Consider the following 21559-nt stretch of genomic DNA (forward strand, 5'->3'; position numbering starts at 1 on the left):
ATCTCTGTTTTCGACGGTCGCCCCCCCGGATTGCTTCTGGGCGCGACAGGGGTTGGAAAGCGAGATCCTTTCTGAATTCGGTCGAGAGCCGAGCTTAACTGCGCTTGCCTCTGTTTCTGCAGCCTTCACACCCGTGCGCTGTCGTTACCGGTGGCGCCTGCTCCGACGGCGCCCGGCGCGGTGCCGAAACGCCGGCGGAAGCCGCGCGCAAAATGCGTGTAGTCGCGAAAGCCGCAGGCGTAGGCAATATCGCTGAGAGGCTGACCTGTCTTCATCAACGCGCGTCGTTCGATCAGACGCGCCGCATGATCCAGACGGGCCGAACATATGTGGTGACCGCATGTCGACCCACGGGCCGTGAACAGCTTCTGCAAATAGCGCAGTGAAATTCCCGCCTCGGCAGCCACCTCCCGCGGAGAGATGTCCGGATCGGCAAAGCGGTCCTTTATGATGCCGCAGACGCGCATGAACAGCTTGTCGTTGTGACGCGAGCCAAGCGGGGCGGGAGGTGCAAACAGTGCGCCGAGGAGATCGTAGACCACCAGATGCATAAATTGATCAGTCGACGCGAACGCCGGTTCTGCATCGCTGATCGGGTCAAGAGCGAGTTGACAGAGCAGACGTGACGCTTGCGCCTGCCGAGGACCGCACACGCCACCCTGCGGTTCGAAGCCGAGATGCGACGCCAGCTTCTGGCGCGGCACTTGCACACCAAGCCATTGCGCGCTGTCTTCGGCCCGCGAGATGAATGTCACGGGTTTTGTGGAATCGAGCAGGATGACATCGCCAGCAGTGATATTTACGACTCGGTCGTTGTGAATGATGATCGATTCGCCGGTATCCTGAACTGTGACGAAATAGTACTCCATGTTATCACGGCGAATGTCCTGTTCCGTCCGCTCAAGGCGGGTAGCGCTGCAGGTGAGATCCACTGCAGCGAATCCGAAGACGCGCCGCGTGCGCACCTTGCTGGCGAAGATGTTGGTTTCGCGAGCAGGAGTAAACCATCCCCAATCCTCGCGCATTGCAGATCGGAAACCGTCATAGTCCAATTCTGGAGCGCTGAGAAAATCGTCGTTCGGGCGCATCATCACCTCCACGGGTCTTGGTAAAACGAGTCTTGGCAAGCCTAATCGCACGGTTTGTAATGGCCTGCGCCGGAAACCACGGGCAGACGTCGATCAAGCTAGCGTGGCCCGGGACGAGTCCCACTCAACTCTGCGTCACGCCAAATCACGCCCCCGAGATCGTGTCAGCATCGCCGCGAGGCGCGCCAGGCGGTGCGCGCCAGTACGGACGATTGGGCGCGATCGTCTCACGACACCTGAGGTCCAGCCGCCTAGATTCCGATCCTGGTAGTCACGCTTTGACGAGAATCGGAGGCAACAATGATTGCAGAAGTTCAGAATACAATGACGCTAACGGGGAACCGGGCTCTTGTGACCGAGCAGGCAACGCAAAACGAGTCCGATCCTGCCTTGGGAGTTGGGCGGCTTGGAATTCCGGTTCCGCTTCATTGTTTGCCCGTGACGGATGCCACCGTTCTTGAGTTGTACGAATATGTTTTCGCGCCTTGGGTGAAAATGCTCGGCCTTCGTGAGTTCAAGGTCTGCCCGGGCATCGTGTCCGCGATGCTTCCACAAAATGATGCGCTCAAATTGTCAAGCTGTGCGGTGTGTGGCCAGGCAATTATGGCGGCCATTGACTCGGTTGCATCACTGTCCGCGGGCACGACGGGGCGCATCACTAAAGGCACCGTGTATCAGCACACTCACTTCCTGCGTCCAGCCGTCAACGATGACTATCATGTACGAGCGGAAGCATTGCGCTTTGGCAAAGCGTCGGCCTTCACGGAAACCCGCGTTTCGTTTGCGTCTACGGGAACGTTGGTTGCACACGCCAGCCTGGAATTCGCCTTCTGACTCGCATCCAAGGCTTCATCACCCCAACCCGCCGCTCCTGACGTCTGTTGAAGCTCGTTCTCGGACATCCCGGTCGCGGTACTCCGCCAGTTCCTGACCAGCCATACCGGCTGATCATCTCGCATTGACCCGCAACCCTCACCACCGGAGGCAAACCATGACCAGGACTATTCTCATCACCGGCACATCGAGCGGCTTCGGCCGCGAAACCGCGGAAAGGCTGGCGCGCGACGGCTATCGCGTGTTCGCCGCGATGCGCGACATCGCCAGCCGCAATCGCAGGCACGCCGACGCGCTACGAAGCCAGAAAATAGGCGTCGTGGAACTCGACGTTACCGATGACGGCTCGGTCGATCGCGCCATTGCTTCTATCCTCGCCGAGGCCGGCAAGATCAACGTGCTGGTCAACAACGCCGGCATTGCGTCGGTCGGCGTGACCGAAGCCTTCACGGCGGATCAGGCGAAGGCGATCTTCGACACCAACGTCATCGGGCTCCTCCGCGTTACACGGGCAGTGCTGCCTTCGATGCGTCGGGAGCGCGACGGCCTCATTATCAACATGGGCTCGGTCCTCGGCCGCGTGACGTTCCCCTTCGTCGGCATCTACGGCGCGAGCAAGATGGCGATCGAAGCTTTGACCGACAGCATTCGGCTGGAGGTCTCCCAACTCGGCGTAGACGTGGTGGAAGTTCAACCTGGCGCTTACCCGACAAGCCTGTACTCGAGCATCCAGAGGCCTGCCGACGGCGACATCACGAAGTCCTACGGCGAGGTCGGCCAGATTCCCGACGCCATCTACAAGACCTTCACGTCAATGCTGCAGGGAAAGAACGCTCCGAAGCCTCACGACATTGCCGAGGCCGTCGCCAAGCTCGTCGGCCAGGCGAAGGGCAGTCGCGCCGCTCGGACGGTGGTGGGCACGTCGTTCGGTGCTGACAAGATCAATGCCGACATCGCGCCCGTCCAGAAGGCCGTCGTCGACGGTCTGGGCCTCGGGCATCTCGAAGAACTCGCGTGATGGAGCGTTCCGGGTCGGCGCCTGCCGTCGACCCGTCCTCACGCGGCAGCATGCTGGCGGGCGCGCCCTGCCAGGAGCTTAACAAGGAGAACTCAAATGCCTCTGTGGCATATTTACTGCCCGGAAAATGCGTACTCAGCCGAGGACAAGCGCGCGCTTGCGACGCGTATCACGGACCTCTACGCGGATGTCGGCCTGCCCCGGTTCTATGCAAGCATTGTCTTTCACGAATTGCCAAAGAACTCGTTCTTTGTCGGCGGAAAGGCAACGAACGATTTTGTCCGGATTTGGATTGATCAGATTGCTCGCGCAACTGCTCCCGAGCGGCGAGCGTGGTGGCTGGAGCGCGTCAACACTACGCTCAATCCCTTCGCACGCGAGCGGGGTTATCGCTGGGAGGTCCACATTGACGAAACGCCAATCGATTTCTGGACCATCCAAGGAATGAAGCCGCCTAACCCCGATTCTGAGGCTGAAAAGCACTGGGTCAAAGAGGACCGCCCGTCAGCATATAGCTGAGTGTGGGCGCAGCCTTCAGCGAGCCGATCGCAGCAATGGGTATCAATCCGCCAAGCTTCGGCGGCGCGAACGCCTAAATGCCGAAAGGCGCGGGCGGACGCAATACGCCCGGCCGGCTCGTCGCAGTGTTCTTCAGCCTCGACGTTTTACAGGTTTTATGTCGCAACCCAAAGGAGATCGCTATGTCGATCCGTAGCATGTTTGTAGCCGCAGCATTCGCCTTGGCCTCTCTGGAGGCCGCCCACGCCGATGGCCTGCGTCCGATTGATGGTATGAGCATCGACCTCGGCGAAGTGTCCGGTGTCGCCTACTACACCGTCGGGCGCGACGGATTCCATGTTGTCACGACCCTCGCACAAGGCATGGCGGGAACGCCGATCCGTATTGTGTCTGTTCTTGCACCGGGTCAGCGTGTGGCGTTCTCAACACCGTACCAGGCAGATGCGCTCGAAATCAGCCGGAACGGCGACAGCGTGCTCGTCCGCAAGGTGAAATCGGTCTCGAACTAAATTTCGAGCGAATTGGCGCCTTCTCACGATGATTCCAATGCGGAAAGGGGACGGGCGAACGCAATGCCGCCCGGCCGGCCCGCCGCAGTGCTCTTCAGCCTCGACGCCTTACAGGTTTTGCGTCGCAATCCAAAGGAGATCGCTATGTCGACAATCGGACGAGACGATCATATGAAGATTCTCGTCGTTTCGACCCCCATGACCGGCCATCTCAATCCGCTGCTTGCGATCGGCCACATCTTGATCGCGGAGGGCCACGAACTTGCCTTTTTGACCGGGAGCCCCCTGCGTAGCCGTGTCGCGCGGTTCAAAGCAAATTTCTGTCCGCTCCCCAAAGAGGCGGATATTAATGCAAACGAAATTGTCATGTCCGACGAAGTAAAGGCCGCGCCACTCGGGCCACAATGGCGGCGCTTAGTAATCGAACGCCTCTTCGTCGATCCCATTCCCGGTCAGCACAGCGGCATGCTCAAGGTCCTGCGGGAATTCCCCGCCGACGTCATCATCGGCGACGACATGTTTTTTGGCGTCCTGCCGATGCTGCTCGGACCGCGCTCGAAACGCCCGCCCATCGTTCTTTGCGGCACATCCATCTTGCACTGGCAACGCGACGACAAAGCGCCAGTTTTTGCGGGTCTGCCGCCCGCAGCCACCCGAGCGCAACTCGACGAATATGCCGCCTTCGCGCGAGAACAGGACAAGATCGTCGACGGGCCTCTCGGCCTTTGCGTCAATCGGTACCTGAGGGAGCTGGGCGTTGGACCGGTGACCAAGCCTCTCTTTGAATCCGTCGTAGAGCTTGCAGATGCCTATATGCAGCTGACGGTGCCGCGTTTTGAGTTTCCACGCGATATCCCTTCCTCGGTGACTTTTGTTGGCACCCCTCCGATTATACCCAACCAGGTCCCGCTTCCGTCGTGGGCGCACGAACTGGACGGCTCGCGCAAGGTTGTGCTGGTGACGCAGGGTACGTTGGCAAACCACGATTTCGACCTGTTGATCGCGCCGGCGCTCGCGGGACTCGCGAACGAACCTGACTTGCTTGTGGTCGTCACAGCAGGCGGTCGCGCGGTCGGCGACATTCCCGGCCCAATTCCCGGCAATGCGCGTCTCTCCAGCTATCTGCCGTTCGAGTGGCTTCTGCCCAAGGTCGACGTGCTCGTCACCAACGGTGGATATGGGAGTGTCAACCAGGCGATGAGCTTTGGAATTCCGCTTGTGACCGCAGGGTTGACGGAAGACAAGGCGGACGTGAACGCGCGTGTGGCATGGTCCGGGGTCGGAATCAATCTTGCGACCAACAATCCGACACCGCAAGCGTTGCGCGAGGCCGTGCGGAGCGTGCTCGACAAGCCGGACTATCGTTCGGGTGCCTCAGCTATGGCCGACGAGTTCAAGACGATCGACACTCGCTCCGAAATCCTGCGGATCATCAACCAAGTCGCGCAAGGGTCGAATGAGATAAGCGACCCGGGCGGCACCACGGTCGCTAAGCAAGGTCGACGTGTCGCCGCCAATCGGTGACTTGCTTCCGCTCCCGGGAAGGATGGAAGGTTGATTCTTCCGTCCTTCGTCTGGGAGGCGATCGATATCTCCGCGGACACGCGCCGCATCTGACGACGCGCGGGATCAGCAACGTATCGGATATTCAACCCATGCGTATTCAACCCGCATCGTTTGCCTTCACGCTGTTGCTGGGCCTTCTTGCCTCAGTTCCGTATTCGGGCATTGACATGAGCTTACCGGCACTGGCGGCCACTGGCGCCGCTCTCGGCGCGCCGCCCGCGGATGTCGGCTTTACGATGAGTGTTTTCATGCTCAGTCTGGCGACGGCGCCGCTTGTCTATGGGCCGGTATCCGATCGGTACGGTCGCAGGCCCGTCGTGGTATTCGGCGTCACGCTCTTTGTCGTCGGCAGTCTCGCTTGCGCGCTCGCCCAATCATTGCCGGTGCTGCTGGTGTGCCGCTTCGGCCAAGGCTGCGGCGCGGCCAGCACAACGTTGACGTTTGCAATCATCCGCGACCTGTTCGAGGGGGATAATGCGCGTGCGAAGATGGCCAACGTTGTCATTGCCATAAATGTAGTCACATTGATCGCGCCGACCGCTGGCGCGGCTCTACTGGCGCTGGGCAGCTGGCGCCTGATTTACACGATTCAGTTCGTAATGGGTCTGGTTTTGTTGATCGCATTGGTCACCGGCTTTGCCGAAAGTGCAAAGATCGATCAGACCAATCGCCTTGCACCATCAATCATTGGCCGCAGCTATCTTCAAGTCCTGAGGCATCCGATCTCGTTCGCATACATTCTGGTCGGTGCAGCCGCCGGCGGGACCGTTATGGCTTATGTCACCGGGTCCTCCCTGTTCTTCATCAACAGCATGGGGCTACGGCCTAATCGGTATGGCCTGATTTTCAGTGCGTGCTCCGGATCGGTCATGGCCGGGGCTTTCCTCGATCGCCGGCTCGTCGCTTGGAACGTCTCACCAGCTTATGTGCTGATGAGGGGTTTGACAGTCTCGGCGGTGGCTTCAGGGCTATTGCTTGCCACGACACTGGTCGGCTGGGTACCGCTACTCCTTGTTGTTTCACTTCTGGTCGCTGTTGGTCTTGCCTTCGGATTGACCATACCGAACGCCATCCGCGCGACGATGCATCCGTTGCCGCAGATCGCCGGCGCGGTAGGCGCTGTGTCCGGAAGCATTCAGATGATGGCAGGCGCCGTCTCAAGCGGGCTCGTTGCGTGTCTTTATGACGGACGATCAGCGCTATCGATGGCCGCGGTCATGACGCCGTGTTCGCTTCTGGCGCTGGCCTCTTATCTGCTGATTGCCCGTCCCGCCGAGCGTCGCGTTTTCGCAAGTTAGCGTCATGCCCGCGCTGGATGGCCTCGATCACCTTCGGCGACGATGCTGCCATGCGCGGAGGCTTCGCTCGTTCCAAGCCGATCGGAACTAAACCCTAGCGAAAGGACGAGATCCATGAGTAACGACGAGACTGCGGTGCCAACGGGAATTTCCCTGACCCACTTGGATCCCGTCTTTCGGGAGCGGCCAGACGAATATCTCGATATGCTGAGGTCGCGCGAGCCGGTGCACCAGGACCGGATGTTCGATCGGGTGGTGCTGACCCGTGCGGTCGATGTCGATGCCGTCATGAATAATCGCGAACTGGCCTCCGATCCACGGAAATCCCGCCCGGGTTCGTTCTCTCGGGTGCAACTGAAGGTGGATGAGACATTTCAGCCGCTCATACTGCATATGGATGACCCGGACCATAAGCGCCTGCGCTCCCTGGTCGTCAAGGCGTTCAACCAGGTCGCGGTCGATGCGATGCGCCCGCGTATCACTGAGGTCGCATGCGGCTTGCTGGACGACATCGACGATCCATCCTGCTTCGATATTATGGAGGCTTATGCCCGACCGTTGCCGACGATCGCCATCGCGCTGATGTTGGGCGTCGATACCGCCCGCTGCGACGACTTCAAGCAGTGGTCTGACGGCAAACTACAAATGTTCAACCCGCAACGCACGCCGGAGCAGGAGGCCATCCTGGCATCCTGCAATGCTGCTCTCACCAGCTACTTCGCTGAGGTAATCCAAAAGCGTCGTAAGGAACGACGGGCCGATCTGATAAGCAGCCTGATCGACGCCGAAGAGGACGGCGAGCAGCTCGACGAAGCGGAGATCACAAACGTTTGCCATAGTGCTCTTTGCGGGCAACGTGACGACGACTGATCTTATCGGTAACGCCGTACTAGCCCTGCTACAGCATCCCGGTGAACTCAGCAAACTGCTCGCTAATCCGAGCCTGGTTCGTAGCGCCGTCGAGGAAGTGTTGCGCTATGACGCGCCAGTCGTGCAAGGCACTCGGATCGCAACCGAAGCGATGCAGATCGACGGGTGCCCGGTCGCGGCGGGGCAGACGATCAATGCCGTGCTCTACGCAGCGAACCACGACTCAGAGGCGCATCCCGACCCAAAGCGGTTTGACATCGAACGGCCGGATAAGCGTCACATCTCATTTGGCGGCGGCGCTCATTTCTGTCTTGGCGCGCCATTGGCCCGGGCCGAGGCACAGATCGCTCTTTCGGTGCTTTTCGAGCGGTTCCCGAAGCTCCGCCTGAGTGCCGAGCACCCCTTGGAGCGCCGGACGATGCTCAACTTCAATGGATTAGAGGCGCTTTGGGTGCGCGCGGACTAGCACTGCGTTCCAGTCACCATGAGCCTTTGTCCCCCACGGCCGACCTGATGGTGCTTGCAAGCCCCATCAGCAGTGCGGACCGTCGCATTTCACCGAACATGCTCACACCCGATGTATTTGAACTAGGAATAGCCGACCATGAAAGAAACTATTCTGCGCTCCGGCATCGACCGTCGCACCCTGCTCACGACGTTGGCGCTGCTTCCAGCCCTATCCGCGCCGCCCTTATCCGTCTCCGCGTTGGCCCAGACCGCTTCGAGCGGCCCATTGCCATCGTGGAATAACGGATCCGCCAAACAAGCGATCCTCGACTTCGTCCGAGACACGACAGACCGGGCAAGTCCGAAGTTCGTGCCTCCCGAGGAACGCATTGCCACTTTTGATCAGGATGGCACGCTTTGGGTGGAGCAGCCGATTTATAGCCAAATGGTGTATTGCCTCGACCGGGTCCCGGTGTTGGTCGCGCAAGAGCCGGCGCTAAAGGACGTTGAGCCATTCAAGACGGTGCTCTCGGGAAACCGGGAAGCGATAGCCGGGCTTTCGATGCGAGACCTCGAAAAGATCGTCCTTGCCACGCTCGCCGGCATAACAACTGACGAGTTCGAGGCCGAAGGAAAGAAATGGCTTTCCTCCGCGAAGGACCCACGCTGGAAGCGGCCCTATACCGAACTCGTCTACCAACCGATGCTGGAGGTGATGACCTACCTGCGGGCGAATGGCTTTAAGACCTACATTGTCACAGGCTTCGGTCAGGATTTTGTGCGCCTGTATTCACAGCAGGTCTACGGCATCCCACCGGAGCAGGTGGTCGGGTCGGCGCTTGCCGTCAAATATGATTATGACAAGGACGGCAAGCCGGTCCTCATTAGTGAACCCAGGCTCATGCTGTATGACAGCGCTGCCGGGAAACCGGAGGGCATTCACTTGATGATTGGTCGGCGTCCGAACGCTTCATTTGGCAACTCGACTGGAGACCAGCAGATGCTGGAATATACGGGTGCCGGGGAGGGCGCGCGACTATCGATGCTTGTACTGCACGACGATGGAATACGTGAGTACGCTTATGGTCCGGCGCAGGGGCTGCCCTATACCAAGATCGGTTCCTTCACCCCCGCGCTCTACGCTGAGGCCAGGAAGAAAAACTGGACCATCATCAGCATGAAGAACGACTGGAAGAATATCTTTTCGTTCCAATAGCTGATGGCTGAGTTGGTGGCGCGACGTGGCAGTGAGCGGTGCGTGCCAGTACCGGTGAAAGGGCGCCGGCGGCTCACGACATCCAGCTTCCAGAGTCTTAGCTTCATTCACAGCATCGAATCTAAATCGTGTTTGGAAGACAAATGCCCCTGTCAGTCATATGGCTCGTCACGTCCTTTGCGATCAGGCTGCTAGTCGTTCACTTCAAGCTCGCCATCCTTCTCAGGTCTCGCGCGAAGGCGCGTGTTCGGGGACCGGGCACCCAAGGGCGCGAGGGCGGGCGAGACGTCGTCCTGGCTGATGAAGACCTCTCGCCAAATGGATACCCGTGCGGACCATCTCCTGCCCGCACGAACAGTCGCTTGCGGCTGAAGTGAAGGCGTTGAAACCGAGGGAACATTCGCCATGCTTGGCTTAATGATGCAAACTCCGTTGCTCCTGTCGTCCATTCTCATGCACGCGGCGCGCTCCTTTCCCGATGTTGAGATCGTCTCCCGAACTCCCGACAAGCCCGATCACATCACGAGCTACAGCGGCCTTCTCGAGCGCAGCTCTCGGCTCGCAAATGCATTGGACTCGATCGGCATTAAGCCAGGCGATCGCGTGGCGACCTTAGCCTGGAATAGCTATCGGCATCTGGAGCTATACTTCGGCATTTCCGGAATGGGAGCCGTTTGCCACACGATCAATCCAAGGCTGTTCGTGGACCAGATCATATACATCATCAACCACGCCGAAGATGCGGTTGTATTCTTCGATCTGGCTTTTATCGATCTCGTACACTCTTTAATGCCGCAATGTCCGACTGTTGAAGCGTGGATATATCTGGGCGAGGCGGGCGACGCAAAGATCGTGGGAGCCAAAGGCTTCCCATCCTATGAAGGATTTCTCTCCGGGGGCTCGGAAGCTTATGCATGGCCCGAGTTCGACGAGAACACGGCATGCGGACTTTGCTATACGTCGGGAACGACAGGAAACCCAAAGGGTGTGCTGTATAGCCATCGCAGCGCGGTGCTGCATTCCTGCGCCGCAGCGCTCCCAGACGCTTGTCGCATTTCTCTGGATGACACGGTCGCGCTTGTCTCGCCGATGTTCCACGCAATGTCTTGGGGAATGCCGTATTGTGCAACGGCGACGGGTTCGAAGCTGGTGATGGCCGGCCAAAACGTCGACGGTGAGAGCCTGCACAGGTTGTTCGAGGACCACGGGGTGACTTTCGCCGGCGGCGTGCCGACGGTCTGGCTGGGCTATGTTCGATACCTGCAAAGCGCCGGCGTGAAGCCGACGACGCTCAATCGCGCGCTGATCGGTGGCACGGCATGTCCGGCCTCCCTGATGGAAACGCTGCAGGACGAATACGGAGTAGAAGTTCTGCATGGCTGGGGCATGACGGAAACCAGCCCGCTCGCGACGATCTCGAAGCCACTGCGCAAGCACATGACCTCGTCGAGAGCTGAACGGCGGTCTCGCCAGGTCAAACAAGGACGTGCGCTTTTCGGGGTCGAAATCGGCATTCGCGATGGCAACAACAGAAAACTCCCCCACGATGGCAAGGCAGTTGGCGACCTCGTGGTTCGGGGGCCCTGGATTGCCCGCGCTTATTACAAGATGCCGGAAAGCGAGCGTGCCGATGGCTGGTTTTTCACGGGTGATGTCGTCACGATCGACAGCGACGGTTATATGCAGGTTACGGATCGCTCGAAGGACGTCATCAAGTCCGGAGGCGAATGGATATCGTCTATCGAGCTCGAAAACCTGGCGATGGCCCACCCCGAAATCGTCGAAGCGGCGGTGATTGGTATTGCGCATCCAAAATGGGACGAACGCCCGCTCGTGCTTGCGGTCCGGCGCCAGGGGGCGAGGCTCGAGGCGCAAGATCTCCTGACCTTTTACGAGGGCAAGATCGCGAAGTGGTGGATGCCGGACGATGTTCTGTTCGTCGACGAGCTTCCGCACGGGGCGACCGGAAAAGTCCTGAAGACCAAATTGCGCGAGCTTTACGGAAACCGCGATTCCGCCGCGATCAGCCAGACGGGCAACCCGCCCGCCGCCGAAGCCAACGGAGGTTCCTATGTCAGTCCGCAGCTCGCTTCTCGCAGCCGCCGTCACCTTCGCCTCACTCGGGGCCGCACACGCTAACGGCCTGCGGCCGATCGAGGGCCTGAGCATCAATCTCGGCGATGTATCCGGCGTCGCCTACTACACGGTCGAGCCCGATGGATTCCGCGTCGTCACGACTCTTGCACAGGGTGCAGCGGGAACGCCGATCCGCTTTGTGACAGTACTGGCGCCCGGTCAGCGCGTCGTTGTCTCAACGCCATACCAGGCACCCGCGCTCGAAATCAGCCGAAAGGGTGATGAACTGCTCGTCCGCAAGGCGAGCACGTTCTCCAATTGACCGTCAATTGGCACGCAAGCGTCGGCGTCAAGGAGCCAAAGATGTCCAGATACATCTCCGCCAGCCATTTGGACGGCGCAGGCAGGATCGGCTCTCAAGTCGGGATCAAGCCTGATCCGCGATAGCTTTCGATCAGCGCATCGAACAATTTCAGGTCGGCGCGGCTCCGTGCCATCAGCTGCGCGCCGGCAACGGCCGCGTAGATCGCGCGCGCCCTTGCTTCACGCTTGCTGGCGGGAACTGAAGCCGCAGCGAGCATCCTGGTCAGCCAGGCCACGTTGACATCGGCGAAGGCTTGCACCTCGGTTTTGACGGCGTCCGGCAGATCATCATATTCGGCCGCCATGAAGCTGCAGAGGCACATGCGATTGTCCTGCTCGAGCGATCGACGAAAAAGTCCCGGATAGGCGCGGAGCGCCTTTCTTGGATCTCCGTTCGCTTTTGAAAGAGCTTCGAGGTTCGCCGCCGTATCCTCCCAGTAGCGTCTCGCCACCGCCGCACCCAGCTCGGCCTTGCCGGGGAAGTGATGATAGATGCTCGCAGCCTTGATGCCGACTTCAGCCCCGATGTCGCGGAAGTTCAACCCGCCATACCCGTGGGCCTGCGCTGTCCTGCGCGCTGCAGCCAGGATCGCTTCCTTCGCATTTTCGCTCATCGTGATCACCTCAACGTGTCCCTACCAAATGGCAGGTAGGGATTGAAGTCCATAAATGCGAGGGACATGTCCAGCCTACCAAATGGCAGGTAGGACAGATATGATGGATAACATCGTTAGAATGGACGCCACCCGCATCGCCCAGCTGATCGCTCAACGGGAGCTTTCGCCCGTCGAGGTCATGCAGGCGCATCTCGACCGCATCGCGGCGGTCAATCCCAAGCTGAATGCGATCGTGACGCTGGCCGACGGCGCGATGGAAGGCGCCAGGACGGCCGAAGCGGCGGTGATATCGGGCGCCCAGCTCGGCCCTCTCCATGGCGTTCCGTTCACGGCCAAGGATGGAATCGACACGGCGGGCGTGCTGACACAGCGCGGTTCGCCGATTTTCAGAGGGCGCGTGCCTGATACTGATGCCACCGTCGTGGCCAGGCTGAAGGCCGCCGGCGCCATCCTCATCGCAAAAACGAATCCCCCGGAATTTTCCTACTCAATCGAAACCGACAATCTCCTGACCGGCCAGACGAACAACCCCTGGAACCTCGATTACACTCCGGGCGGATCGAGCGGCGGTGAATCCGCTGCCATCGCAGCGGGCATGTCGCCACTCGGTGTGGGCAGCGATCTCTCAATCTCGTTGCGCGGCCCGGCAGCGCATACCGGTGTCGTCGGATTTAAAGCGACTCACGGTCGAATGCCGATGACGGGCCACTGGCCTCGGGTACCGCGCCGTTTCTGGCACATCGGTCCGATGGCGCGTTCCGTTCGCGATGTGGCGCTCGCTTATTCCTTGATGGCAGGACCTGACGGTGCCGACGGCTTCTCGGTCAGCTCGCCCAGCCTCGATACAGGGCTAGGTACGAAATCGACCCGTGAGCTTCGCGTAGGCTGGATGGCCTCTCCGGGCTTCTTCGGACCCATCGATCCGGAAGTGGTCGCGACCGTGAAGGCAGCGGCACATGCGCTGAGCAATGCCGGCTACCACGTCGAACAGGTCCGGTTGCCGGTGGTGGAGCAGACCGATGCCAACAGCGTCCTCTGGCAGCTCCAGCAGATGGAATCCCGGCGCGAGTTCGAGAACGTCACTGCCGGCCATGAGGCCCAGATCTTCAGGCACGCCAAATTGGTCCTCGATACACCTGACACGCCGATAGCCGACTTCGTCGCCGCCGAGCAGGCCATAGAGCGCCTTCGCGACAGCTTCGCCGAATACTTCCAGCGCTACGATGCGCTGCTATGCCCGGTGACCCCGTTCCCGGCGACCAAACACGGTCTCAACGACCTCGTGGTCGATGGTGTGACGGTTTCACCCTTTCACGTCATGAGCGCCACATCACCGTTCAGCTTGACGGGAATGCCCGCTCTATCAATGCGGTTTGGAACGAGCCACGACGGCCTTCCGATCGGCGTACAAATAGTCTCCTCCTGGCTGGCGGAATCGACGGTGCTCAAGGTCGCCTCGCTCCTCGAGGAGGTGAGCCCGGTCCGCAACCTTCATCCGACCATTTGACGATGAAAGGGCGGGATTCATCCCGCCCTCTCCCCTGAGAGCATCCACCATGAACGATGAGCTGACGATATCGCGGCTTGCTCAATCAATCGACGGTCACGTTCAATTGCATCGCAAGTCCTGGTGCGCTCCGGTCATTGTTGCCGTCCATAGGTTCGCTATCGGTTGCCGCTCCCTTCCCTCATGAAGTTCCCGCGCGCGCCGGACCATCACCGGAAACAGGACGTCATGAAGGCACACAGCAGCGTTCTCGAAGAGGCCGAGAAGGATGATCGGAATGAACATTCAAGTCTCGCTCACACCGACGCGCAGCCGATCGACCTGAATTCCCTGCAGACATTCGTCGCTGTCGTGCGCGCCGGCGGATTTGCGGCGGCAGCCCGCGAAACCAACACGCCGAGGTCGTCCGTCAGCTTGCGCATCCGCAGCCTGGAGGCGGCGCTCGGTGCGCGGCTCTTCAAGAGGTCCACGCGCGCTTTTGCCCTCACGGCCGCAGGACGAGAACTCTACCAGCGTTCGGCTGGCGCGCTTGCCCTGCTTGTCAACGCGCTCCGGGGGGTAAGCGGTGCTGACGACCCGTATGCCGGCGAAATCCGCATCACGCTGCCGGCCGACTTTCCGGTCAGGATCGTGGCAGCCGCGATCGGGGATTTCAGAAACGATCACCCCAATGTGCGCTTTGAGGTGTCGCTCACTAACGACGTGCTCGATCTCATCTCCCGGGATATTGATATTGCGCTCCGCATCGGAGCGGCCAATCCTCAGGAAGCCCTGATCAAGGGCGCAATCGACATGAAGTTCGGTCTTTATGCGAGCTCAGACTATGTGAGCCGTCACGGGATCCCCGTCGATATTCGCGACGCGTCGACCTTGATCGGGCCATCGAGGCCGGAATTGCTGCGCCTTCTATCCCGCTCCTTGCCGGGCGGGGCGACGTGGCCCGCCTTTCATCTCGCGGTCGACTCCTTCGCTCTTGCTCGTGAGCTTGTGCTGAATCACCAGGGGATTGGTCTGCTTCCGGAAGCCCTCTGCAGAGTGGAATACGCATCGGGGCTCGTCGTGCCGGTTTTGCCAGAGCAGTTCTCCGGGACGATCCGCCTGCATCTCACATATCCGTCGCGGGCCGATCTGAGCGCCAAGGTCGCGGATTTTACCCGTGTGTTCGAGCGACAGCTTGCAGCTGCGGGGCGGTGATTTTCGTTGTTGTCGTTGTTCATGCCGACAGTTTGAGGTGGACCGTTCGGGCAGCTGAACTGGTCTTCGGGAAACTCCGATGCCAATTGGCCAGAACTACAGCCGCTGTGGCTTGCGGAAGGGGACTAATCCGCAGCCCTCCCGCATGCAATCTATCGAGCTCCGAAGTCAATGGAGCCTTGGCCAATGCAGAGCGTCATCACGACGAAGTTCGAAACGACCGAATTTGCCGGTCTCACGACGAAAATTATCAATCCGCAGGAAAGCCTGTTCACGGTGCTGGACATGACCATCAAGCCGGGCTTCGGCGCACCCGCCCACATCTCCGAGGAGGAGGACAAGCTGTTCGTCCTCCTGGAGGGCCAGGTGAAATACCTCGTGGGAGACCAGACCGAGGTCGCTGGACCCGGTTCGCGGATTCTCGTGCCGAGAGGAGTTGTTCACGGCTTCACCAATGAGGGGCCGGCCGACGCGAGACACATCCTCGTCTCCACGCCGCGTCGTCACGAGGAATTCTTCCGCGATCTGCACAGGATCCCCGAGCCGCGCGAGCAGCACATGGACATGCTGCCGAAGATCGCAGCGCGCAACGGCCAACGGATAGTTGGTCCGCTCCCATGACACGATGGGCAGCACCGAACGCACCTATCGCCGCGATTTCGACGTCCCTAGGCCACCCTCCACCTCCCGTCCCCCGCGCGCTTCAGCGCGGGGTCGCTCACCCGCACATGCTCGGCGAGAAAATCGATGAACGCGCGCACGCGCGCGGGCAGGGGCGCGGTGTGGCCGACATAGACGGCGTGGATGTCTTCGCGGTCGCCGGGATTGTAGTTCTGCAAGACCGGAACGAGACGGCCCGATTCGATGTCGGGGCCGATGTGGAAGAGGGCGAGGCGGGCGAGGCCGACGCCGCCGAGGGCGAGGCGGCGGGCGATTTCGCCGTCACTGGCGCGGGCGGCCGGTGGCGGCATGGCTTCCTCGGTGTGGTCGCCGCGCCGGAATGGCCAGCCGCCGCGGATGCGCGGAAAGGTCCAGCCGATGCCGCGATGCTGGGTGAGATCCGCCGGCGTCTTCGGCGTGCCGAAGCGCGCCAGATAGTTCGGGGTGCCGACGACGACCATGCGGCTGGTGCCGAGCTTTCGCGCGACCAGGCGTGACGCTTTCAGGGGCCCGACGCGGATGGCAATATCGGCCCGTTCCTGCATCAGGTCGATCAGCGTGTCGGTCAGCACGAGGTCGAGTGTGATCTCGGGATGCCGTTCCAGGAAGCGGGGAATCAGCGGTAGGACGTGCAGCATGCCGAAAGGGATGTTGCAGTTGACCGTGAGGTGGCCGCGCGGCGCCGCGCCTGAAGCCGCCTCGCGCTCAGCTTCCTCCATCTCTCCGAGGATGCGCACGGTGCGCTGGTAGAAGGCCTGGCCCTCCTCCGTCAGCGTCAGCTTGCGCGTGGTGCGGTTGATCAGCCGCGAGCCGAGGCGCGTCTCCAGCCGCGAGATCAGCTTGCTGACGCCCGACGGCGTCAGGCGCAGGTTTCGCGCGGCCTGGGTGAATCCGCCGAGTTCGACGACGCGGACGAAAACCTCCATCTCGGCGGAGCGGTTGGTGTCGAAACGGGCCATGTTGAATTCACGTCACAAATGATTGGATTGCGGACATCCTAATGGTTTTGCTGCGCTGCGGCTATCTGCGTGGCTCGTCCCTCGCATTGGAGCCACGCATGCCTCCCGCCGTCCTCGCCCTCACCGCCGGTGCCTTCGGCATCGGCACCACCGAGTTCATCATCATGGGCCTGTTGCTCCAGGTCGCCGCCGACATGCACGTCTCCGTGCCGGTCGCGGGGCTGCTGATCTCCGGCTATGCGCTCGGCGTCTTCGTCGGCGCGCCTGTCCTGACGCTGGCGACGCGGCGGATGCCGCGGAAAACCGTTCTTCTCGCCCTGATGGCGATCTTCACGCTCGGCAATGCCGCTTGCGCGCTGGCGCCGAACTACGAATGGCTGATGGCGGCGCGGGTGCTGACCTCGCTCGCCCACGGCACCTTCTTCGGCGTCGGGTCGGTCGTTGCGACCAGCCTCGTCGCGGAGGACAAGCGCGCGTCGGCGATTGCGACCATGTTCATCGGCCTGACGGTCGCGACGCTCCTGGGCGTGCCCTTCGGCGCCTGGTTCGGCCTGATGCTCGGCTGGCGCGCGGCATTCTGGGCGGTGACGGTGATCGGCGTGATCGCCTTCGCAGTGGTGGCCACATTCGTGCCCGGCGATGTCGGCAATGGCGACAAGCCGATCTCGCTCTCCGAGGAGGTCGCGGTGCTCGGCCGTCCGCAGGTGCTGCTCGGCCTTGCCATGACCGTGTTCGGCTTTGCCGGCCTGTTCGTCGTCTTTACCTATATCCAGCCGATCCTGACGCGCTTCACCGGTTTTTCGGAAGCCGCGGTGTCGCCGATCCTGCTGGTGTTCGGTACAGGTCTCGCAATCGGCAACGTCGCCGGCGGCAAGCTCGCCGATCGCGGCCTCGCGCGTGCCCTGATCGGCACGCTCGCTGCGCTCGCCATCGTGCTGCTTGGCCTTGCCGCCGTGCTGTCGGTCAAGATCGCAGCCATTGCGCTGATCCTGCTGCTCGGCATTGCGGCCTTTGCGACCGTCGCGCCGCTCCAGCTTCGCGTGCTGGAGGCGGCGGGGCCAAGCGGCCGCACGCTCGCCTCCAGCCTCAACATCGCCGCCTTCAATCTCGGCAACGCGCTCGGCGCCTGGGCAGGCGGCGTCACCATCGACCGCGGGCTCAGTCTCTCCGCGCTGCCGCTGGTCGCGGCCGGCATCACGGCTGTCGGTCTCGTGCTCGCGCTATGGAGCCTTCAGCTTGATCGAACGCAGTCCGCAGTCGCGGCGTGCCCGGCGGAATAGGAGAATGATCATGGAATATCGCAATCTCGGTGCCTCCGGCCTCAGGGTACCCGTCCTCAGCTTCGGCACCGGCACGTTTGGCGGCCAAGGCCCGCTATTCTCGGCCTGGGGCCGCAGCGGCGCCGACGAAGCGCGCAGGCTGGTCGACATCTGCCTCGAGGCCGGCGTCAACCTGTTCGACAGCGCCGATGTCTATTCGAACGGCGCATCCGAGGAAATCCTCGGCGCCGCGATCAGGGGACGCCGCGACAAGGTGCTGATCTCCACCAAGATGAGCCTGCCGATGGGCGATGGTCCGCTCGATGCCGGCTCTTCGCGATATCGTCTGGTCGCCTCGGTCGAAGCAGCGCTGCGGCGGCTCGGCACCGATTACCTCGATCTGCTCCAGCTCCATGCGTTCGATGCGTTCACGCCGATCGAGGAGGTGCTGTCCACGCTCGATAGGCTCGTACGCGCCGGCAAGCTCCGCTATGTCGGTGTCTCCAATTTCGCCGGCTGGCAGCTGATGAAGTCGCTCTCCATCGCTGACCGGCACGGCTGGCCGCGCCATGTCGCACATCAGGTCTATTACTCGCTGCTCGGCCGCGACTACGAATGGGAGCTGATGCCGCTCGCACGCGACCAGGGCGTCGGCGCGCTGGTCTGGAGCCCGCTCGGCTGGGGCCGGCTCACCGGCAAGATCCGGTGCGGAAAGCCGCTCCCTGCGAGCAGCCGTCTGCACGCCACTGCGCAGTTCGGCCCGCCCGTGGATGATGAGCGTCTCTATGCCATCGTCGACGTGCTTGAGACGATCGCCGCGGAGACCGGCCGCACCGTGCCGCAAATCGCTATCGCCTGGCTGCTGTCGCGTCCGACCGTATCCTCGGTGATCATCGGCGCCCGCGACGAAGCGCAGTTGCGCGACAATCTCGGCGCGGTTGGCTGGTCGCTCAGCGCTGCGCAGATCGCGCGTCTCGACGAGGTCAGCGCCGTGATGCCGCCTTATCCCTACTACCCCTATCGCATCCAGGAAGGCTTTGCGCGCCTTAACCCACCGCTGGTGTGACGGAGAACTAGTAAAAGGCCGCGATCGCGGTCGCGATTCCCGCTGGAAGATTCGGCTCGTTCTTCAGCGTGTCCAGAAACGCGGGATCGCCTGATACCGTGAGGCCATCCAGCTTGATCGGGTGCAGCGGCTCGGCCGCTGCCGCGACCGCCGCCAAATCCGGACCGGTCCTGACGCCGTTATATTCCAGCCGCGGGCGGAGCTGGACGTTGTTGCCGAACTGCTCGTCGAGCGCGAGACGCCATCCGGTGCGTGACACCGCTCCGCGGGCGATCGCATCACTCATGGCGAGGCTGTGCGGTTGCAAGGTGCCGAGATTGCCGAGCGCGGCACGGAGGCGGCTCGTCGCCTCCGCCAGCGTGATCCTCTCGATCCCGGGATCCTGGTCGGGCGAGGTGAAGTCGATCACTCGCGCGCTGCTGCCGATCTTGAGCGCCTCGCCGATTCCGCCTGCCTTTTGCATGACCGTCTTCGTCCCATAACGGGCTCGTCCGCCGATGGTGACCAGGACGATGTCCTGCTCGCGCGATTTGATCAGATGAGCGTAGGGATCGCCGGTGACTCCCTTCACGACCAGAAGGTCGGCGAACTTGCCATTGGCAATCGTTCCCAGCTTCGTATCCCACTTGAGGATCGCGGCCGGATTGCGCGTCGCCATCGAGACGATGTCGTAGTCGCTGAAGCCGAGATTGAAATGCGCGGACACGACCTTGGCCGCCTTCAGCTCGCCGAGCAGGTTCTTGCTGCCGGACGGCGACCAGTCAGAACCGAGCGCAATGGTGAGGCCGGCCGTGCGCGCAGCAACGACATTGGTCGTCTTTCCGTAGAGCAGGAGATTGCTCAGGGGCGACCAGACGACCTTGGCATGGTTTTCGGCCATCGTTCCGAAGTCGGTCGCATCGAGTGCCGTGCAATGAATGCCGGCGAGTGACGGCTCGATCGCCCAATCTCCCTCGGAATTGCGCAAGGCGAGGAAGTGGCTATGCGCCTTGGTGTCGATGCCTTCGCTGAGATGCAGCAGGAAGCACGATGACGATTTCAACTCGTTGTCGAACTTCGCCCAATCCTCGGCATCGATGTCGGGAATCTTCGAGTGTGCCCGCGGCAGATCGGGCGGGCTGCCGATCTCGGCGGCGCGCAACGCGCCCTTGTAATATTTGTGGATCGTGCCGCTCCAGTTCGACAGCGTGATCCCCTGGCTCGTCGTGGTCCCTGCGACCATGCACTTGGCTTCGACATAGCGGACCAGGGCCGGCAGCAGCGAGCCGTCGTCGGCGAGCGCGATCGCGCTCATGGGGCCGGTGACCGACGTCTTGTACGATTTGGCATTCTGCCATTGGTCGCGATTGCCGTAGGGCTGCGGCACGCGCCAGAGCGGCAGGATGTTGTAGCTCAGGTGATTATGCAGCTCGATCAGGCCAGGATAGATGGTGCCGCCGGTCGCCACTGCAACGACGGCCTCGAAGCCTGCCGGGGCCGGCTGTCCCTTGGGTACGATCGCCGCGATGCGATTGTCCTCGATGAAGATCGTCCCGCTCTTGATGACGTCGCCCTCGGTGGTCATCGTCACGATCCGCCCGCTCAGGGCCCATCGTTTCGGGTTGGCAGCCGGGCTCATGGGATCACTCCGTCGGGGATGGTGATCGTGATCGTGCGCCGCTTGGTGGCCGCGTCGGCGCCCTGGCGCACGGCCCATGGCGTGTCTCCGCGCATCCAGGCCGGCAGTCCGGCGGGAAGATCCTTTGCGATGATGTCGAAGAGCTCGGTCGGCTTGAAGGCGTCGCCGTACGGCACGAGCGTCGTCGGCACGTCGGGATGCTGGAGCCCAGGCGCGAGAGCCGCGAGCGCGGCATTCCACTTGGTCAGCATGATCTTCGTGTTCGCGGCCCGCGTCGCGTTATCGTGGGCCGAGCTTTCCGGCCAGGTCGGGTGCGTGATATGCTGATAGGCGAGGGTCTTGTAGGCCTCGCCGTCGGGCGTCTTGAGCCAAGACTTCCACGCCTCGTCGGCGAGGCCGCCGAGTGAGACAACGGCTTCGATATTGCCCGGCGCGAGCACGGCCTTGAACCATTTGTTGCGATACTCGACGATGCCCGGCTCGTTCTTGTGCTTGTTGCCGCCGCTCTGCCCGTAGACGCTGTACAGGAAGGTGTTCACCATCACGTAGCTCCGCGTGATGCCGAGCTTGGCGAGAAAGCCCTGAGTGCGGCGCCCCGCGGTGCCGACCAGAATTCTGCGCACGATCGTCTCGTGCTGGGCGGGATCCTGACCGACGACGAGCACACGCGCCGATCCGTCGAGCCGGCCGCGGTGAAAGATCGGCCCCCATTCAATCCGGAAATCGTCGGGATCGTAGGTTTCAGCGCCCGGATAGTCGGCGCATAGATCGCGGAAGGGTTGCTGGTCGTATCCGCTGTCGAATTCCACGAGCATGGCAAATGCTCCGATGCGTCGCTGTCAGAATAGCTACGTCAAAAACCTAATCGCCATGGC

21 protein-coding genes are annotated in these 21559 nt (G+C 61.6%); 16 read left to right on the forward strand and 5 right to left on the reverse strand.

Features of this window, described 5'->3' with window-relative positions; translation table 11 throughout:
- Positions 1–125: 125 nt before the first annotated feature.
- On the reverse strand, positions 126–1091 hold the full coding sequence (locus tag AB7531_RS03175; protein WP_354097881.1) for a helix-turn-helix domain-containing protein: 966 nt from the start codon (positions 1089–1091) through the stop codon (positions 126–128).
- 297 nt (positions 1092–1388) lie between these two features.
- Between AB7531_RS03175 and AB7531_RS03180 the strand changes: the two genes are divergently transcribed.
- From AB7531_RS03180 to AB7531_RS03230, 11 genes are all read left to right on the forward strand, one after another.
- Positions 1389–1922 (forward strand): PaaI family thioesterase, encoded by a 534-nt coding sequence (locus AB7531_RS03180; RefSeq protein WP_187387880.1) that lies wholly within the window; start codon positions 1389–1391, stop codon positions 1920–1922.
- A gap of 157 nt (positions 1923–2079) precedes the next feature.
- Positions 2080–2940: an SDR family oxidoreductase gene (locus AB7531_RS03185; protein WP_063980533.1), complete on the forward strand. Its 861-nt coding sequence runs from the start codon at positions 2080–2082 to the stop codon at positions 2938–2940.
- 96 nt (positions 2941–3036) lie between these two features.
- Positions 3037–3459 (forward strand): tautomerase family protein, encoded by a 423-nt coding sequence (locus AB7531_RS03190; protein WP_063980534.1) that lies wholly within the window; start codon positions 3037–3039, stop codon positions 3457–3459.
- Between the two features lie 77 nt (positions 3460–3536).
- Positions 3537–3968 (forward strand): hypothetical protein, encoded by a 432-nt coding sequence (locus AB7531_RS03195; protein ID WP_231143783.1) that lies wholly within the window; start codon positions 3537–3539, stop codon positions 3966–3968.
- 171 nt (positions 3969–4139) lie between these two features.
- Entirely contained in the window at positions 4140–5492 is a 1353-nt protein-coding gene (locus AB7531_RS03200) for a glycosyltransferase (RefSeq protein ID WP_063986012.1), read from the forward strand.
- A 131-nt stretch (positions 5493–5623) separates the two neighbouring features.
- Entirely contained in the window at positions 5624–6832 is a 1209-nt protein-coding gene (locus tag AB7531_RS03205; protein WP_063980536.1) for a multidrug effflux MFS transporter, read from the forward strand.
- Between the two features lie 114 nt (positions 6833–6946).
- Positions 6947–7702, forward strand: a complete 756-nt coding sequence (locus AB7531_RS03210) for a cytochrome P450 (RefSeq protein WP_199877120.1) — start codon at positions 6947–6949, stop codon at positions 7700–7702.
- A complete protein-coding gene (locus AB7531_RS03215) occupies positions 7689–8168 on the forward strand; it encodes a cytochrome P450 (RefSeq protein ID WP_199877121.1) in 480 nt (159 codons plus the stop codon). The genes AB7531_RS03210 and AB7531_RS03215 overlap by 14 nt, the downstream gene beginning before the upstream one ends.
- A gap of 138 nt (positions 8169–8306) precedes the next feature.
- On the forward strand, positions 8307–9365 hold the full coding sequence (locus tag AB7531_RS03220) for an HAD family hydrolase (RefSeq protein WP_063980537.1): 1059 nt from the start codon (positions 8307–8309) through the stop codon (positions 9363–9365).
- A 405-nt stretch (positions 9366–9770) separates the two neighbouring features.
- Positions 9771–11504 (forward strand): long-chain-fatty-acid--CoA ligase, encoded by a 1734-nt coding sequence (locus tag AB7531_RS03225; RefSeq protein ID WP_441279894.1) that lies wholly within the window; start codon positions 9771–9773, stop codon positions 11502–11504.
- Entirely contained in the window at positions 11437–11763 is a 327-nt protein-coding gene (locus AB7531_RS03230; RefSeq protein WP_063980539.1) for a hypothetical protein, read from the forward strand. The genes AB7531_RS03225 and AB7531_RS03230 overlap by 68 nt, the downstream gene beginning before the upstream one ends.
- A 94-nt stretch (positions 11764–11857) precedes the next feature.
- On the opposite strand, the gene AB7531_RS03235 is transcribed toward AB7531_RS03230, so the two are convergent.
- Positions 11858–12418: a TetR/AcrR family transcriptional regulator gene (locus tag AB7531_RS03235; RefSeq protein ID WP_063986013.1), complete on the reverse strand. Its 561-nt coding sequence runs from the start codon at positions 12416–12418 to the stop codon at positions 11858–11860.
- A 100-nt stretch (positions 12419–12518) separates the two neighbouring features.
- On the opposite strand from AB7531_RS03235, the gene AB7531_RS03240 reads away from it, so the two are divergent.
- The 3 genes from AB7531_RS03240 to AB7531_RS03250 all read left to right on the forward strand — a co-directional run bounded on the left by AB7531_RS03240 (position 12519) and on the right by AB7531_RS03250 (position 15743).
- On the forward strand, positions 12519–13928 hold the full coding sequence (locus tag AB7531_RS03240; RefSeq protein ID WP_063980540.1) for an amidase: 1410 nt from the start codon (positions 12519–12521) through the stop codon (positions 13926–13928).
- A 228-nt stretch (positions 13929–14156) separates the two neighbouring features.
- Positions 14157–15122, forward strand: a complete 966-nt coding sequence (locus AB7531_RS03245) for a LysR family transcriptional regulator (protein ID WP_187387881.1) — start codon at positions 14157–14159, stop codon at positions 15120–15122.
- 186 nt (positions 15123–15308) lie between these two features.
- Positions 15309–15743, forward strand: a complete 435-nt coding sequence (locus AB7531_RS03250; protein ID WP_063980542.1) for a cupin domain-containing protein — start codon at positions 15309–15311, stop codon at positions 15741–15743.
- Positions 15744–15790: 47 nt separating this feature from the next.
- Here AB7531_RS03250 and AB7531_RS03255 read toward each other — a convergent pair whose 3' ends face one another.
- Positions 15791–16741, reverse strand: a complete 951-nt coding sequence (locus AB7531_RS03255; protein ID WP_063980543.1) for a LysR family transcriptional regulator — start codon at positions 16739–16741, stop codon at positions 15791–15793.
- Between the two features lie 98 nt (positions 16742–16839).
- On the opposite strand from AB7531_RS03255, the gene AB7531_RS03260 reads away from it, so the two are divergent.
- Together AB7531_RS03260 and AB7531_RS03265 are read left to right on the forward strand one after the other, a co-directional pair.
- Positions 16840–18021 (forward strand): MFS transporter, encoded by a 1182-nt coding sequence (locus AB7531_RS03260; protein WP_063986014.1) that lies wholly within the window; start codon positions 16840–16842, stop codon positions 18019–18021.
- A gap of 10 nt (positions 18022–18031) precedes the next feature.
- Positions 18032–19066, forward strand: a complete 1035-nt coding sequence (locus tag AB7531_RS03265; protein ID WP_063980544.1) for an aldo/keto reductase — start codon at positions 18032–18034, stop codon at positions 19064–19066.
- A gap of 7 nt (positions 19067–19073) precedes the next feature.
- On the opposite strand, the gene AB7531_RS03270 is transcribed toward AB7531_RS03265, so the two are convergent.
- Both AB7531_RS03270 and AB7531_RS03275 read right to left on the reverse strand, forming a co-directional pair.
- Entirely contained in the window at positions 19074–20684 is a 1611-nt protein-coding gene (locus tag AB7531_RS03270) for an amidohydrolase family protein (RefSeq protein WP_063980545.1), read from the reverse strand.
- Positions 20681–21499, reverse strand: a complete 819-nt coding sequence (locus AB7531_RS03275; protein ID WP_063980546.1) for a uracil-DNA glycosylase — start codon at positions 21497–21499, stop codon at positions 20681–20683. The genes AB7531_RS03270 and AB7531_RS03275 overlap by 4 nt, the downstream gene beginning before the upstream one ends.
- Between the last annotated feature and the right edge of the window lie 60 nt (positions 21500–21559).

The sequence above is a fragment of the Bradyrhizobium sp. 63_E2_N1_3 genome (assembly GCF_052076005.1).
GTDB lineage: Bacteria > Pseudomonadota > Alphaproteobacteria > Rhizobiales > Xanthobacteraceae > Bradyrhizobium > Bradyrhizobium barranii.